This window comes from Pseudoalteromonas rubra (genome assembly GCF_001482385.1).
GTDB lineage: Bacteria > Pseudomonadota > Gammaproteobacteria > Enterobacterales > Alteromonadaceae > Pseudoalteromonas > Pseudoalteromonas ardens.
Genome location: NZ_CP013611.1, coordinates 1,127,094 through 1,142,366, shown reverse-complemented (window position 1 = coordinate 1,142,366; position 15,273 = coordinate 1,127,094). Strand labels below are relative to the sequence as shown.

At 45.1% G+C, this 15,273-nt stretch carries 14 protein-coding genes; 11 read left to right on the top strand and 3 right to left on the bottom strand.

The annotated features are described in order from the left end of the window. Positions 1-6: 6 nt before the first annotated feature. Positions 7-1,254: an HlyD family secretion protein gene (locus tag AT705_RS05115; RefSeq protein ID WP_058795764.1), complete on the bottom strand. Its 1,248-nt coding sequence runs from the start codon at positions 1,252-1,254 to the stop codon at positions 7-9. Between the two features lie 491 nt (positions 1,255-1,745). Here AT705_RS05115 and AT705_RS05110 point away from each other — a divergent pair, with 491 nt between their 5' ends. The 5 genes from AT705_RS05110 (at position 1,746) to AT705_RS05095 (ending at position 5,098) form a co-directional block, all read left to right on the top strand. Further along, positions 1,746-2,105 carry a hypothetical protein gene (locus tag AT705_RS05110; protein ID WP_058795763.1) on the top strand — a complete coding sequence of 120 codons (360 nt, stop codon included), beginning with the start codon at positions 1,746-1,748 and terminating at the stop codon, positions 2,103-2,105. Between the two features lie 184 nt (positions 2,106-2,289). Next, positions 2,290-2,850, top strand: a complete 561-nt coding sequence (locus AT705_RS05105) for a hypothetical protein (RefSeq protein ID WP_058795762.1) — start codon at positions 2,290-2,292, stop codon at positions 2,848-2,850. Between the two features lie 103 nt (positions 2,851-2,953). Further along, entirely contained in the window at positions 2,954-3,442 is a 489-nt protein-coding gene (locus tag AT705_RS05100) for a GNAT family N-acetyltransferase (RefSeq protein WP_058795761.1), read from the top strand. 78 nt (positions 3,443-3,520) lie between these two features. Beyond that, a complete protein-coding gene (locus AT705_RS25165) occupies positions 3,521-3,931 on the top strand; it encodes a hypothetical protein (RefSeq protein WP_157576665.1) in 411 nt (136 codons plus the stop codon). Between the two features lie 444 nt (positions 3,932-4,375). Further along, complete coding sequence (locus tag AT705_RS05095; RefSeq protein ID WP_058795760.1) at positions 4,376-5,098, top strand: type 1 glutamine amidotransferase domain-containing protein; 723 nt, start codon at positions 4,376-4,378, stop codon at positions 5,096-5,098. A gap of 33 nt (positions 5,099-5,131) precedes the next feature. Here AT705_RS05095 and AT705_RS05090 read toward each other — a convergent pair whose 3' ends face one another. After that, positions 5,132-6,046, bottom strand: a complete 915-nt coding sequence (locus tag AT705_RS05090; protein ID WP_058795759.1) for an IS5 family transposase — start codon at positions 6,044-6,046, stop codon at positions 5,132-5,134. Positions 6,047-7,000: 954 nt separating this feature from the next. Between AT705_RS05090 and AT705_RS05080 the strand changes: the two genes are divergently transcribed. From AT705_RS05080 to AT705_RS05065, 4 genes are all read left to right on the top strand, one after another. Then, positions 7,001-7,456 carry a GNAT family N-acetyltransferase gene (locus tag AT705_RS05080; protein ID WP_058795757.1) on the top strand — a complete coding sequence of 152 codons (456 nt, stop codon included), beginning with the start codon at positions 7,001-7,003 and terminating at the stop codon, positions 7,454-7,456. Positions 7,457-7,719: 263 nt separating this feature from the next. Further along, positions 7,720-8,337 (top strand): LysE family translocator, encoded by a 618-nt coding sequence (locus AT705_RS05075; RefSeq protein WP_058795756.1) that lies wholly within the window; start codon positions 7,720-7,722, stop codon positions 8,335-8,337. A 132-nt stretch (positions 8,338-8,469) separates the two neighbouring features. Continuing rightward, positions 8,470-8,835: a hypothetical protein gene (locus AT705_RS05070; protein ID WP_058795755.1), complete on the top strand. Its 366-nt coding sequence runs from the start codon at positions 8,470-8,472 to the stop codon at positions 8,833-8,835. Positions 8,836-9,217: 382 nt separating this feature from the next. After that, positions 9,218-9,529: a hypothetical protein gene (locus AT705_RS05065; protein WP_058795754.1), complete on the top strand. Its 312-nt coding sequence runs from the start codon at positions 9,218-9,220 to the stop codon at positions 9,527-9,529. Positions 9,530-9,622: 93 nt separating this feature from the next. On the opposite strand, the gene AT705_RS05060 is transcribed toward AT705_RS05065, so the two are convergent. Then, a complete protein-coding gene (locus tag AT705_RS05060; protein WP_058795753.1) occupies positions 9,623-12,025 on the bottom strand; it encodes a hypothetical protein in 2,403 nt (800 codons plus the stop codon). A 66-nt stretch (positions 12,026-12,091) separates the two neighbouring features. Between AT705_RS05060 and AT705_RS05055 the strand changes: the two genes are divergently transcribed. Both AT705_RS05055 and AT705_RS05050 read left to right on the top strand, forming a co-directional pair. Continuing rightward, complete coding sequence (locus tag AT705_RS05055) at positions 12,092-13,867, top strand: MFS transporter (protein ID WP_058795752.1); 1,776 nt, start codon at positions 12,092-12,094, stop codon at positions 13,865-13,867. 118 nt (positions 13,868-13,985) lie between these two features. Then, the gene (locus tag AT705_RS05050; RefSeq protein WP_049864380.1) at positions 13,986-15,263 is read left to right on the top strand and encodes a Xaa-Pro dipeptidase; all 1,278 of its coding nucleotides are present in this window, start codon (positions 13,986-13,988) and stop codon (positions 15,261-15,263) included. The last annotated feature ends 10 nt before the right edge of the window (positions 15,264-15,273 follow it).

Here is a 15,273-nt window from a genome sequence, read left to right as displayed (position 1 = left end):
GTTTCCTTATTTACTCAGGTACACGACCGGCTCATCCTGATAGGATGCCATATCCGACAGAATAAAGCGCTGCTCTGGCTGTGCGCCGGATAGCAACTGAATATGCTGTGCGGTTTGGGCGCCATAGTGTACCTCAATGGCGTGTGCTTGTTGGGTATTCGTGTCGATACGGTATAAAGTGGCGTGGCTAAAGGCTTTGGCACCGACAGGCTTGTCGATAAACAGCGCGTCGTTGAGTGTGTTGATATGTATTGTGCCTTCAATATTGAGTTCGGGCCGGGCGCTGTCGGGTAAAGTCTTAGGCAGTGCTACTTCAACCTCAATATTGCCGTTTTGCACCACAGGATTTATGCGTGAGACAGTGCCTGTGATTAGATCTGAGCGGGTATTCACCTGAACTGATTGCGCCAGTGCTACTTGCTCCGCATACGCCTGTGGTATTTGCAGTTGGGCATATAAATCCCGGGTGCTGCCAACCAGCGCCAGCTGTGCGCCCATGGGCACACTTTGCCCCAGTTCGACATGTACCTGCTGCACCACACCTGTGATCCCCGCCCGCACAGTGAGGCGGTCAACTCTGTGCTGGATCAGCTGATAAGCCTCTTCGGCGGCTTCGATATCAGAGTTGGCCAGCTGTAAGTTAGCCTGATGCAAGGTTTCAAGCTGACTAATACGACGTTGTTCTATGTCTATCCTGCGGGTCATCTGGCGATGCTCCAGAACCGTACGCTGATAATCCAGCTTGGATACCGCACCATCCTCAACCAGACCTGCCTGAGCAGATACCTCCAGCTCAGCGCGCTCTAAGTCAGATTTTAAGATCTCCAGATCTGCCTGATGCGACAGCATTTCACGCTGCTGATTAATGTTTGACTGTAGATACTGATCTTTTGCCTGTTGTAGCGCCCGTTTTGCGTCTTTTAGCGACTGAGTCAGGCTGGCATCCTTAAGTCTCATGATCACACTGTCGGGCGTAACTTCAACGCCCGGGCGCAGTACAATTTCTTCTACCGTGGCCTCACTGGCAGCACTGATCAAACGTGGCGTGCGCGATTTAAGCTGACCAAATCCGGCCACTGAAATGACTAAATCTCCCTGTCTGACCTCACCAATCCAGGCATCTTCTGCCGGCAAAGAGGCCTGCGCGCTGGGCTGGACAAGCAGCCAGCCCGTCATGATCACGAGCAAGGCAATCCCACCCAGCCACAGCCAGTTCACTTTGATGTTCTTTCTTTGTTCGACTTGTATGTCCATACTCAATCCTCTGCGGGTACTTGATAGCAGACGTTACAAGGTATGTGCCACTATTTAAGTGTTTGTATTTATTTGGTTTGTCTGTTTCTTGAGTGTGTTTGAACGGCTTTATTTGTGGAAATGGAATTGCGATTTCTGGAAATGGGAGGGCGCTCTATGTTGAGTTTGTCAGGTTTCTGTAGCTCGCGCTAAGGTGAATGAATAGCTAAAAACACGTTCCTTGTCTTCCCTGATGCTGCGGTACATATCAAAAGACATACACAGGCAAAAATGAATGCGCCATTATATCAGTCTTATATGCGTGTTTATCCAAGCGCTCAGGTCTCGCCAATACTAAGGCTCGCTTTTTGCGGGCTGTATCAGGCTTGCAGGTTAAGGTTCAGGGTGGTAGGTTGTTCCTATTATGTTAATTTTCTTGTGGTGGGCTGGAGAAAGCTGAAAACAGGCTTTAACCGGCATTCTCACAAATAAACTGGTAGCAGTCTTTGGTTATGAGCAGAATAGTAGCTATCTTTACATTCCTACTGAACTTTCCGGTAAGTGCCGACACATGGCTTCAGTATGGTGAAGAACTTGAATGTCCTGATGCCCTAAAACTTAAGGGTGATAATTATAGGATTTATAATGATTGCTACGGTTTCGATCCAAAAGAGCCCATCATCGAAAGTGGAAATATTAAGTTCGATAACGACTATTTCTACTTCTTTAACCGTAAGGTTAATCAGCCATCTTTCTTACAAAATGGTGTTCAAAGTCAGAAGTTAAAGATTCTATTAAGAAATAATCATGAACTTAATCTTCAAATGGGTACAAGAGTATTGATATTTAAACGTATTAAGTTGCTAAACTAAACTGTTAACAAGGAAATTAAAGATCGCCGGAAAAAACGGGTCGGTTGGATGTTCAACACTCTAATTGTTTTGTGTTGTCGTTTTGCTCCAAATTAACACAAAGCAATCTACGTATTGGCTGCTCTATTATGGCGTTATATTTCACATTAAAGTTCGGTGCATATAAGGAAGTGGTACAAAGACAATGAAGTACTTTAAAACCCCAGAGTTTCTCTTCGAAGTATTTGGTGAAAAACAATCACTTTTAGAGGTTTGCTGTACGATTGTATTTGCCTTATTTGGAAGTTTGGTTGTTTATTCAGTTGCAGATATACGCTTAGGTAATTGGAAATCAATCATAGCTTTTCTATTAATCTTTGATGTGTTGGCAGGCTGTATTGCTAATTTTAGCTATGGCACTAATGAATTTTATTCTCAGCGGCCCAAAAGTCGCCTTATTTTTATCGCCATTCATGTGCATATTTTAGCTATTGCATGGTTGCTTTCTGAACCGATGGGCAGTGCAATCATGATTTGGGGCTACACTATCGTGTCAGCATTGATAGTCAATGCGCTAAAGGGGAAGTCAATTCAATTTTTCGTTGCTGCCAATTTTATGTGTTATGGCATCATTTTATTGATTTATTTATCACTGCCGCTTTGGTTTTTGATGGTGAGTATTTTTTTCATGATCAAGGTACTGTTTAGCTTTGCTGTTGACCACTTTGGAAAGCACGCTAATCATTCAGTACACAGTGAATTATAACAAGCGGGTTAAGTGGTGGGGCTGCTAACACTTGGTTCAGCTCCGTTTCGTTGCACAAGTATAGCCAAGTAGTATCATCCTTTGACGCTGTCATACAAAACACATGAAAATTCAAAAAATCGAAGAAAAGAATTGGATCGGGATCTTAGAAATTCAAGATAGTGCCTATCATGAAGTTGGCTTAGAAGAACTAGAGGTACTCAAATCTAAGCAATCTGCTTCGCCGGACACTTGCTTTGTCTGCGTGTCAGATCGAGATGATGTGTTAGGCTATTTGTTGGCACATCCATGGAGCGGGAAAGAGCCTCCCAAGCTGTTTGAGCCTTTGCCAGACCTTGTAAATAGCGACTCCTTATTTCTCCATGATATGGCAGTTGGTCCACACTTCAAGGGCCAAGGAATAGGCCGTTCAATGATGGAATTGCTAATAGAAGTGTCTGTAAAGAAAGGGGTTAAGAGAATCACTCTTGTCGCCGTTCAAGGCGCAAGTCGCTTTTGGTCATTACTGGGCTTCGAAGAAATCTCAGGAGCAAATCTATATCCAGGTTATGGAAAAAATGCAGTCTTAATGGAGAAGGTTTTAGCTGCATAGTAAGGTACTGCATCTAATCGACTACACCCCGGCGGCGGCCGAGCAAGGCGTCAGGTTTATTTAAAAAGGGAGCTTATTTTGAAATATATAATAGTCGCGTTTCTGTTATCTGTGTCTGTTGATGTTACTGCTCAACCAATTTCAGATTTTAAACTTTCGAAAAAACTGGTTGGGTCATGGTCAATTTCAAAAACAGATAAGTATTATGGGCAAGAAGGTCATATCAGTACTTATAGAAGTGATGGCACTATAGAGCATATTCAATACACTTCCGGTAAATGCAATTCGATAGACTCAATTACTCTCGGCAGTTGGTTGATTAAAGATGGACAACTCACGATCACGGTAACAGAAAGCCAAGGTCAAAACCCGTTGCCTACAGGCATAATAGTTACAGACAAAATAGTCACTATCGATGATAAATCATTTGTGTTTATTTCAAGTACAGGGCGAAAAGTACGCAGAATTCGCAGTAATACGTGTTTATGAACAGTAATCTAATCAGATTATCAACGCGGGCAGGAAACCATTGTTTTGTTCGTGCTTATATTTTAAGCCAGCTACAGCGACGCGTGGAGCTTCTTAAATAATTGAGTTCGCTCAAGCTGGTGTATCAAACGCACGTATTCGTGTATAGCACCGTGCAATCGTTTCCCTGGCATAAAATAATCATTTCGTCGTCCGACCTCTTTGCCGAATCTGACTGTGGGCAGTCATCTAATATGTCAGAACTCATGATCCCAGACAAGAGATAGCAGGATAGCATTAAGCGTGCGAGAACCTGTTCAAAGAACACTTGAGGGGGGAGGTAAGTGTTTTGCAAAAGTTTCTGTTATCGGGAATTTATTGCTGGGCATTCATGGTGAAATGTAATAATATATAAAAATCAACAGGTTATATGTCTTTGTGGCACAGGTTTAATTAAGGGAAATTATGAAGTTTTTTAGTTTATTTTTTAGTGCACTTTGTCTGTTGCTATCAAGTGTTTTGTACGCTGAGCCAGCTAAAAAAGTATTGATTATTGTATCAAATATGGAAAACATGGGAGATCCAGAAAAACATGATGCAAGAAACAACCTATGGGAAGTGGCACCGCCATATCATGTGTTTGTTAGTCATGGCTTTGACGTGGACTTTGTATCACCTCAAGGTGGGAAAGTTCCTTTTATGATGGACCCTCTCGGAATCAGCAGTTATACAATAAAATACGAGAACTTTTTAGGTAAAGCTAACAGTTCACTTAAACCAGAAGACGTTAATCCTGATGACTACTGGGGCGTATATATAGGTGGAGGGTACGGCCCTGTTTTTGATGTGGCGAGCAATAAAGAAATACAGTCAATCATTGCCAGAATCTATGAGTCGGGCGGTGTTGTAGGCACGGGGGGTCATGGGGCTGCAGGTATTGCTAACGTGAAATTGGCTTCCGGGCAATTTCTCGTTAAGGGTAAAAAAGTCGCAGGTTTCCCTAACTCCACAGAAAAATCGAAAAAGTGGGCGAAACAAGGGACGCTATTACCCTTTTTGATTGAAAGCCAGTTTAATAAGAACGGGGCATTTGCGCAAAATAAGGAAACATTAAAAAATAAACATGATGTTGTCATTGACCAACGTGTGGTTACAACTATGTTTTTACCATCTGCTGGGCCTTGTTGATCAAATCCAGATAACTTAGGTAACACCGAGATTTCAACTGCTTCCCTGATATTCAGGCATACCTAGCCCAGTCATTCTATTGAGTACTTTCACTTTGATCATCGCTTCAGTGTGTTGCTGATTGAATCCACGACTGACCAGCTTGTCACCCATTAGCTGTTTGTATCGGTACATTGCCGTTTCCGCCAGTGAACGTTGGTGGTAGTTCACACATTTTTTCCACTCACTGCTGCCTATATGCTTTGTTAAAATGACCGCGCTGTTGCGAGCATGTCCACCCTCCCACAACTGCGCGTTACTCCTTGGTGGGATCACTGCTTCGGCCTTTTTAGCTGCTACTTCGGCATAACAGCCTCTGGTATCATAAGCACCATCTGCTTTAACTGAGCTGATCTTCCTGCGCAATGGTCTGAGTAGGTCACCCAAAACTTCTGAATCAGCTACAGACACTGTGGACAACTCAGCGCCTACGATTTGGTGTGTATCTGGATCAACTGCCAGGTGTAGCTTTCGCCATGTTCGGCGCTTGTTTGCACCATGTTTTCTTGCGTGCCACTCACCATTTCCGTACACCTTCAAACCAGTGCTATCAACCACAATATCAATGCCTCCGGATGCACTGGAGTGTGGCCTATAGCGAACTGCCAGCTCTGCACTACGCTTGCACAAACAGCTATAAGTTGGCGTATCCAAATCAAGCTTCATCATTGATATTAATGAGGAAACAAAACCCTGTGCAGCTCGAAGAGACAAGCGAAATACAGCCCGTAAAGTCAGGCAGGTCTCAATCGCCAGCTCTGAGAAATGATTAGCCCGGCCTTTACCGCCGTGATGTTGCGTGTTGTTCCACTGTTCAATCGCATCCTCGGAAAACCAAAGTTGGATGTTACCTCTGGCGATAAGGGCTTTGTTATATTCGCGCCAGTTGATGATACGCTTTTCTTTCAAAGTTCAGTCTCGGTGTTTGCTTTTGAGATCTGATCACACAAGGCTAAATTAGTTCAATGATTTAGGAAACAACGCCCATCTGCTGCTCTGGTTGCAAAGGAAATGATTATTACTAATAGTGGTACTTAACAAAACGTTATGGCGTCAATAGCTAAATGTCAGTATTTGGCGCTTCTTACATTGCTTGATCTCTTCGCATCGCGTGCAAGGTAATGATCGCTCTTCTAACACAGGTAGTTGAGACTGCTTTCTTGGTTTTACTGAGGAGGCCAGATTTTCATCTAACGCTTTGAAAATAAAGGCCAGATGGGGGGGAGAATGCTTAGTTTCAATATATAGACTTCATGGTACTTGTAAAAGAAAATGATAGTGGCCTGTTAGAATCAATCTAAATCAGCTAACAAGTGCACGTTTCGGGACTGGTTGTTCGTCAAGTTTCAAACCAGCCGGAAATAAGAGCGTTAGGAATACCTTTGAATCGGAAAAGTAACTTTATAAGACAACTACTTTTGATGGTATTAATACTTCCTTCAGCAGTCGGCTGGGGCGTGTTATCTTTGATTAGTTTGTTTATCAGTGCATTCATGATGTTTGAAAGTTTATTTTATTTTGGTCTGTTCACTTTTTCTTTACTGGGGTTGACGTGTATTTTTTTTGGTGTGAAATCGATATATGACTTTCCAAATGTGACAAGATTAACTTGCTTGTTTTTAGCTGTAAGCCTGATAATTTTAACGGCCTTTGGTGTTACCGGAACTTCGCAACCGCTGTTCTATTTGTCATTTATTTCAATTGTGTTTGCTGGGGTGTTATTGCTCTGGCAACGAAGAGTCATTACACAAACTTAAAAAACGTTTTAGCCAAGGACGAAAAGCAGAAGCAGGTGCTTCTTTGTCGTCAAATTTAGCCAAACATTCAGGCGCCAAATAAGGCGCTAGCCGTCAGGAGTAAAATTTGACCATAAGGATGTATTCAGAGGTTGACTTTCAGTCAATAGAAAAAATATATAACCTCTCCAAATTAGACGAATTGTCGCAGGAAGAGACACAATTTACTTTATTGCCATTGTCAGAAGACAAGGAACGAAGCAAACTGTTATTTGAATCACAAATATTCGTTTACGAACTTGAGTCTATAGTCGCTTTTTGCGCAATCTTTGAGTCAGAAATTAGGGCGTTATTTGTACACCCTAACCATCGCGGGCACGGAATTGGCAAAGACTTACTTGAACATCTAGTGTCTCTTACCTCGCGAAGTGCGAGTTTGTATGTTGCGGCTTCGAACTTTCCGGCAAAGGAAATGTATAAAAAGTCTGGTTTCGTGATCACAGAAACATTTGAAACCACTTACAATTCTGTAAAAGTAACGGTAAATAAAATGGTCAAAAATGAAGGTGAGCAAGGCGCTTAACAGGTTTCTCGTGGCCACTGAGGTAAGACTTTAGTGATTGAGATAAAAGGTGTGATCAAGCGTCAATAGAAGATGTAAATAACTATATGGGTTGGCGTATTAGTACTGCAAATGAAAGAGCGAGAAAGGCGCTGCTATGAATACAGGAAAAGATAATTATAAAGCCTTAAAGTTAGATTTATAGTAGTTGGCTCTGCTTTACTTCAAACCTGACCAATTATGGCTCACCGCTCAAAAGAGCGTTATATTTATGGGGAGAATTTATGGAGTTTTGGAATTTACTATTCTTTACGTTGGCGTGTTTTGCGCTCAATATGACTCCTGGTCCAAACAACCTATTGTCTATGAACAATGCGCGTTGTTACGGTTTTAAGTCCGCTTTTATTGCTGGTCTGGGTCGAATTTTGGCATTCACAGTCATGATTGCTTTGGCTGCTTCAGGTTTAGCGGTTGTGCTCTTTGCATCTGAGACGCTGTTTTTAACCATTAAAGTTGCCGGTGCTGCATACTTGTTGTGGATTGCCTTTAATCTCTGGTGTTCGGAAGCAAGTCCAGTCTCTGAACCCGATAGTACACGCAACCGACTTGGTTTAGCGAAGCAGGAATTTTTATTAGCTGCAGGAAATCCAAAGGCGATCTTAATTTTTACTGCCTTTCTACCTCAATTCGTTGATGTTAAAGCCAATGTAAATGAACAGTTTTTCGTTTTAGGAGCCACTTTTCTCTTTTTAGAATTAGTGGCACTATCAATTTATGCTCTATTCGGAGTATATCTAAGGCTGTGGTTCACGAAGCCGAAAATAGCAAAGCGCTTCAATAGAGGCTGCGCAACCTTTTTGGCTATATCTGGAGCAAATTTGTTGCTAAGTCGTCAGCACTAAAACTGGCAATCTGATTTAGGGGAAGGTGCAACGTGTGGCATAAGCTTGTAACCCCTCATAAACTGCAGCAGCTATTGAGTATCATATCTAGCATGGAAATGGTGTGGATTTTTATAAAAGGACAGAGAGTAAATGTTCAAAACAATAATCAGCATAGTGTTCGCGGTAACTTTATTGGGCTGTGACCTTGAAGTCCCCGGTGCCGACGAGAAGTTTGGTAAGCAGAACTTTATATCAGCCGTATCAATCATAGAATTACATAAACTAAGAAATGGTCACTATCCTAATAGCCTGAGTGAGTTGGAGTTTTTGGGAGACTGGGATGGTATATGGTTATCTGCCGTACGGTACGAAAGAAATGGCGAAGGGTATCATTTATACCTGGAGCGAGGTTGGGCAGGAAAACCAACATTAGCGTTTCCTGTCAAGTTTATGGCTGGTTTAGGTATCAAAGAAACAAACGTCCAATGGCTTCATCAAGACAGAACACAAATTTAGTTACAGCCTCTACTCGGGGTTTTCGTCAGTATCATAGCAGCGTACTTGCTTGGCTTGTTGGTGCCTGATGTGTACTTTGAGAATTCCCTGAGCCATGGCACGCTTATTGTTGCATGTTTCGTCAGTAAATCATCATAAGCTAGCAATAGTCGTACTCAGACTTTCTCTAGTTTCCTTTTTTAGGTATATTCCGATTGTTTTGTTTAATGCAGTTCTATCGTGAATTTAGACGCGTTTACAAAGCGAAAGCATTGCTTGCTTATTACTCATTTAACGTTACTTGATATTATTGATGACTTGTCATGACCTCGTTTTTTGTGTGTCTTAATCAATCAGTTTGAGCCAAATTTCACAGTATTATTATTGCTTATAAGGAAACATTATGAAGAGAATTCTGCCATTACTTTTTTTTGCCCCTTCGCTGTGTTTTGCCGGGAGTTCATTTGAACGTAAAATCGAGGAGATACAGGTAATTGATGAAGTGGTGAGGCTGAAGGTAGGCGTTACCTATGGTGCATGCGGCGCTATAGATAGTTGGTGGGGCTGGAGTATTAACGACCCCAGCCACAGCGCTTGGTATGCGATGGCTCTGTCGGCCCAGGCACGCGATAGACCCGTAACTGTTTATGACAAGCAAAGTGCATGCGGTGGCCTGCCATCAGCTATTAAACTTGAAGGGCTTTACCTGAAATAGCGCGTTATTGAAGTAAATGCAAGCGATGCCAATATCACGATATTTGGCTTTAGCGTATCCGGGCCAACTCATTCGGTCGGCCCTGCTTGTTTCTTAAAGCTTAAAGCGCTCCACCAATCTGATGGGTTCACCATCCACATCTAATACAGCAATCACTTTCAGGACGCCATTTTCAAGATTACCTGCTTCGTTCAAGCGTGGTTGCCAGCGCTTTTTCTCATAAGGCGCAATGGTGACGTCCTGCTCCCAGAGTGTTGGCTGAGTTTCGGGAGTCTGATAGGGCAGAAACTGCACTGACACTTTACCATGTGTGTCTCCCGAATACGGGCCGGTCAGGGTGATCTCTATATCTGATTTATCTCGATGCAACTGTGCGTTTAAATACACACCGTCAAAGTGCTGATTTTCAAGTGTGATCTGACCCGGCTGGGTTAAACCTTGCCAGCTCACAGAATAGTCAACTTTGCTCTGTTTGGCTGACAGAGGCAGGTTATGTGTCCCTGGCAACAGGGAGTAGGATGTCCCATTTCGCAGCGTGATTTCTGCTGCCTGCTCACTCGGATTATGGGCAAAGATAAACGGGGTCTGGCCGTCAAACCTCAGTTTTAATTCAATACCACTGAGCGTAAACAGGGCGGTGTCAGAGAGCTTACTTTGCCAGTCCTGCATTAGGGAGTGCAGGTTTTTACTAATAGCGGGGTGCTTAGTAACGCTTGCTTGTTGAGCTAACTGGTCGCGCAAGGTTGCCATGCAGCCCGGCAGCTGAGCGGAGAACTCGACACACGCATTAAAAGCCCGGTGCGCTAAAGCCGCATTAGCAAAGTACCAGGGGTTGGCAGTGTCATTGTTTAGCTCTGGCACCTTATATGTGTGACCGAACAGGTAAGGGGTGATTGTGTGGTTCATGTTGCGACCAAGCAGCGCAACCTGTTGAAAATTGATTGCGCTTAATGTGTCGTCCTCCAATTTAAACAGCACGCTCTGCTGGCTGTTGCCGGATTTAATCTCAATGGCGAGGCCAGCAGGGGTGCGCTGTAGATTCAGGCCGAGCTGCGATGTTTGTTTTAAACTCTGCAATACGGTGGGTTTCAGCGCTATTTCCTGAGAGGTCCACTTCGAGGTGTTATAGACCGATAACCGGGTGCCATCTTTAAGTAACACTTTTATCATTTGATCTTGTTTAAACTCGGCTTTGTCTGTGAGTCCGGCGCGTTTGGCAAGACTGTCTGTCGTGAGCTTGGTAAGTAAGCCGAACCCAATTTCCCCGCGTGTGTGTTGTTCGGGTTGTAGAGTCAGCAAAGCTGAAAATGACTCCTTACTAATTGGATTTATGGCAGGGTGTGGAGCGGGTGCCGGGTAATCTAACACCGGATGTGTGGCATTGTGTTTTGGGGTGATATCTAAGCGTTGTAGCTGCTTTTGGTCATTGCTGCGCAGCCAATAGCCTGCGCCATTTTGCTCCCAGGGCCCACGCACAATATAAAAGCTGGGGTGTGCGGAATTGACGAACTTGGCAAAATCGCGCTCCAGTTTTGGCCAGTCTGCAAAGGTCTCTTTAAGTAGGGCATTGGCCGTTGGCAATGTGGCTTCTGAGTCCGGGTTCAAAGCCATTAGTGAGCTCAGATAGCGCTTAAAGTATTGGTAACGGATGGGGTCGTTAAGTAAAAAATGCACGATAAAGAAGTTAAGGCCCCGGCGTAATTGTGGGTCGTCGTTGATTTGCTCAAAACTGGGCTGTGCATTTTGATGATATTGCGCCAGCCCCAGTGACTGGTAGTTCATCGGAGCGCGGTCGAACACCATGACTCTGAGCTGCTTTTTGTTGCTGTCATAGGTATGGCTTGCGATGGCATCAGCCATGCCTTCCGTGATCCAATTCGGTGCCCAGGTCGAGTGGCCGTTCAGTGCCATGTGAAAGGCGTGCATGGTTTCGTGGATCACAATATAACGCTGGTGGTGCTGGCGGTGGCTGGGAAAACTATATCCGGCACGGTTATAATACATGGTTTCACCGCCCGCCGTTTTGTGTACACCACGCAAAAAGCCATCATCCAGCATGGCTTCACGCACGCGCTCCCGAGAGCTGCCGTACACTACGGCAATACGCTGATGCTCTATGTTAGCAGGCGCCATTCCAAACAGCTCAACATAATGAGGGTAAGACATCTCTAGTAACTCAAGATATAAGCGCACTTTTTCTTCGCTCAAGTCACTTTTCAGTGCAAAGTGTTTGCTGACCCACCAGTTGTAACCTCGGCTATTGGTGATCTTGCCCTCGCTATAGGTGCGCGGGATCTGCTTGCCTACATACGTGATGTCTATGTGATTTAACGTGCTGGTTCTGCCAGCAACGTCAATATCAACGCGCATCTGAGCCGGGCTTGGTATGGCCTGAGCACGCTGTTGTGATAATTGTGCTCTTGGTTCCTGATGGGGTTTTTCTATTGACTGACAGCCACTCAGTAGTGCCAGCGCAATTAAACTCAAACATAACATTTTGACTTTCTCTTATTAGTGGTTAATGTATATTGTATACAATAATAATCAATAGGATCCAAGTCAATGTCGATAAGTACACCGTCCAGTCAGCCAGGGCCTGAGCTGCAAACTGGAAATGTTCAGCACCGTGGGTTTAGCCGCGCTTTCTATGTGGCTAATCTGATGGAAATTTTTGAGCGGTTAGCCTGGTATGGCTTTTTTGCTGTATCGTCTGTGTATATGACCACGCCCAGTGCGCAAGGGGGTGTGGGTTTTACTGATCTTGAGCGTGGTGCTGTACAAGGGATAATTCCATTTTTTCTTTATCTTTTACCTGTGCTGACCGGCGCGCTGGGTGATCAGCTCGGTTATCGGAAAATGTTTTTACTGTCGTTTGCCATCATGGCGCCCGGCTATTATTTACTGGGTCAGGCGCAAAGTTTCTGGCCGTTTTTTGCTGCGCTGAGTTTGGTGGCACTGGGCGCTGCGTGCTTTAAACCTGTGGTTGTGGGCACCATTTCTCATAGTACCAATGACAGCAATCGCGGCCTGGGGTTTGGTATTTTTTATACCATGGTGAATATTGGCGGCTTTCTGGGTCCTTTGCTGGCCGGCGCATTGCGTGCTATCAGCTGGGATGCGGTGTTTATGATGTCGGCATGCTGGATCCTGGTTAACTTTATTCCCGTGTTGTGGTTCTATCGTGACCCACCTAGTCTCAAACGTGAAAAAGCGCCTCTGAGCAACGTGATCAGAGAAGCCCAGTCAGTATTGGGCAATGGTCGTTTTGCACTGACTTTGTTGGTTGCTGTCCTGCTGCTGATGTGTTCAGGTGTCGAGGTGCTCAGCTATGTGCAAGCATTCTCCTGCATTGGGTTGTGGCTGGTGATTAATCTGATCTGGGATCGCATTGCACCGAAAGCGGTCTCATCGAGTGTCAGCTGGTGGGCTCAGCCGATGCGAGTGAGTAATGTCCGTTTTGCCCTGTACCTGGCCATTATTGCTGGGTTCTGGACGGTATACAATCAGTTGTTTTATACCTTGCCCTTATTTATTCGTGATTATGTTGATACGCGCGACTTGCTGAACTTTATCGCCTGGTTTGGTGAAGATGCCGTCTCGTTCTTTGCCTATGTCGACAGGGCGCAGCTGCAAGGAGCGGTGCAGGCATTGCATATCCAGTTGCATGCAGGTACTCAGCCAGCTGCTGAAGCGCTGCGCCTAGAGTGGGTGCATTTGAAGGTAAATGTGCCAGCCTCAGAGCTCTCAACCCTGATGGCGCATTTAAAAGGCCTGGAAGTGTTGACAACGACCCAGTTGCAGCAGTTTACAGGCGCGTTGTTAGTATATCGCCAGATTAATCCGGAGTACTTGATTAACCTCGACTTTGCGGCCATTGTGCTGCTCCAGATCCTGGTGAGTTATTTGTGTCAACGGATCCGTCCTTTTTACGTGCTGACAGCCGGGCTGGTGGTGATGTGTTGTGCGTTTGCTTTGATGGCAGTAGAGCTGACAGCCACGGGTGGTGCGCTAATAGTAACTGTGATCCTGTTGATTGCATTGGGCGAAATGCTCACCTCTCCGAAGAGCCAGGAATATGTGGCTAGCATTGCACCGCCTTCTCAGGCAGCCTTATATATGGGTTACTATTTCGTCTCCATGGCACTGGGTTTCTTGTTTGCCGGGTTCTTATCTGGCTGGAGTTATGCAACTCTGGTGCAACAGGATGGCCGTCCCGATTTAATGTGGGCGCTATTCGGTGGTCTTGCGTTGCTGACAGCGATCGCTTTGTATTTGTTTAATCGGTATGTGATTCAGAGATCTGCGCAGGAGATCTCACCTGCACCACAGACAAGCTAGTTAGTGTATTTGCAGCCAGAATGCGTGAGGTTGATTGCTTTTAGTCGCAGTTAGTTTGCCTTTGTCAGCGTGCTGTGACTAGACTGACTCGACTAATTACTACAAAAAAGAAGCGAATATGTTGAAAACAACTCTGATCAGTGCTGCTGTGCTTATGGCCTGTGGCAACGCATTTGCTGACACCCTGGTTCTTAATGCGGATGCTGCACTGGATGTGAAGACGGGTAAGTTGATCCGCCCGGCCACTGTGGTGGTTGAAGATAACACCATAGTATCTGTAGCGCGCAGTAATCGCAGGGCTTACCCTGAAGACGCGACAGTGATTGACCTCAAGGGGCACACATTATTGCCCGGACTATTTGATATGCACGTGCATCTGACCGGAGATTCTCAGGTTCACGGTTATAAACGTTTACGTCGCACAGCACCGCGCTCGGCAATCACGGGGGTGCGCAATGCCAAACGCACATTGGCTGCAGGTTTTACTTCTGTTCGTAACCTGGGTGCACCGGGTTATGCCGACCTGGCATTACGAGATGCCATCTATGATGGTGATGTGCCAGGACCACGGATATTTGCTTCTGGCCCAGCGCTTGGGATCACCGGTGGCCATTGTGATAATAACCTCTTTACCCATGAGCATAAGGTGGTTGCAGCTGGCGTAGCGGATGGCCCGTGGGCTGTCAGGCAAAAAGTACGTGAGAACATCAAATATGGTGTTGATGTGATCAAGTTCTGTGCAACCGGTGGGGTATTGTCAAAGGGCACTAAAGTCGGGGCACAGCAATATTCTTTTGAGGAAATGCAGGCATTGGTGGCAGAAGTCCATTTGCGTGGATTGACGGTCGCAGCGCATGCGCATGGCACCGATGGTATTAAGTCTGCTATCCGTGCCGGGGTCGATTCAGTTGAGCATGTGAGCTTTTTGGACGATGAAGCCATTGTGCTTGCCAAAAAACACGGCACTTACTTTTCAATGGATATTTACAACACGGAATATATCCTGAGCGAAGGGGAAAAGGCCGGTATTTTACCTGAAAGCCTGGATAAAGAGCGTAAAGTGGGAGGCACCCAGCGGGCGAGTTTTACCAAAGCCGTTAAAGCTGGCGTTAACATGGTATTTGGCTCCGATGGCGGGGTTTACCCCCATGGCCAAAATGGTAAGCAGTTCAGTCGTATGGTTAAATTTGGCATGAATGAGCTACAGGCGCTTCAGGCTGCAACCATCAACTCTGCATCACTACTAAAAATGCAGGACAAACTGGGCTCTTTAGAGGCTGGAAAATTGGCCGACATTATTGCTGTACCAGGCAATCCGCTGGAGGACATTCAGGTTATGGAAACCGTTACTCTGGTGATCAAAGACGGCAAAGTAGAAGTGGATCAACGCCAGTAACAGGAATTGG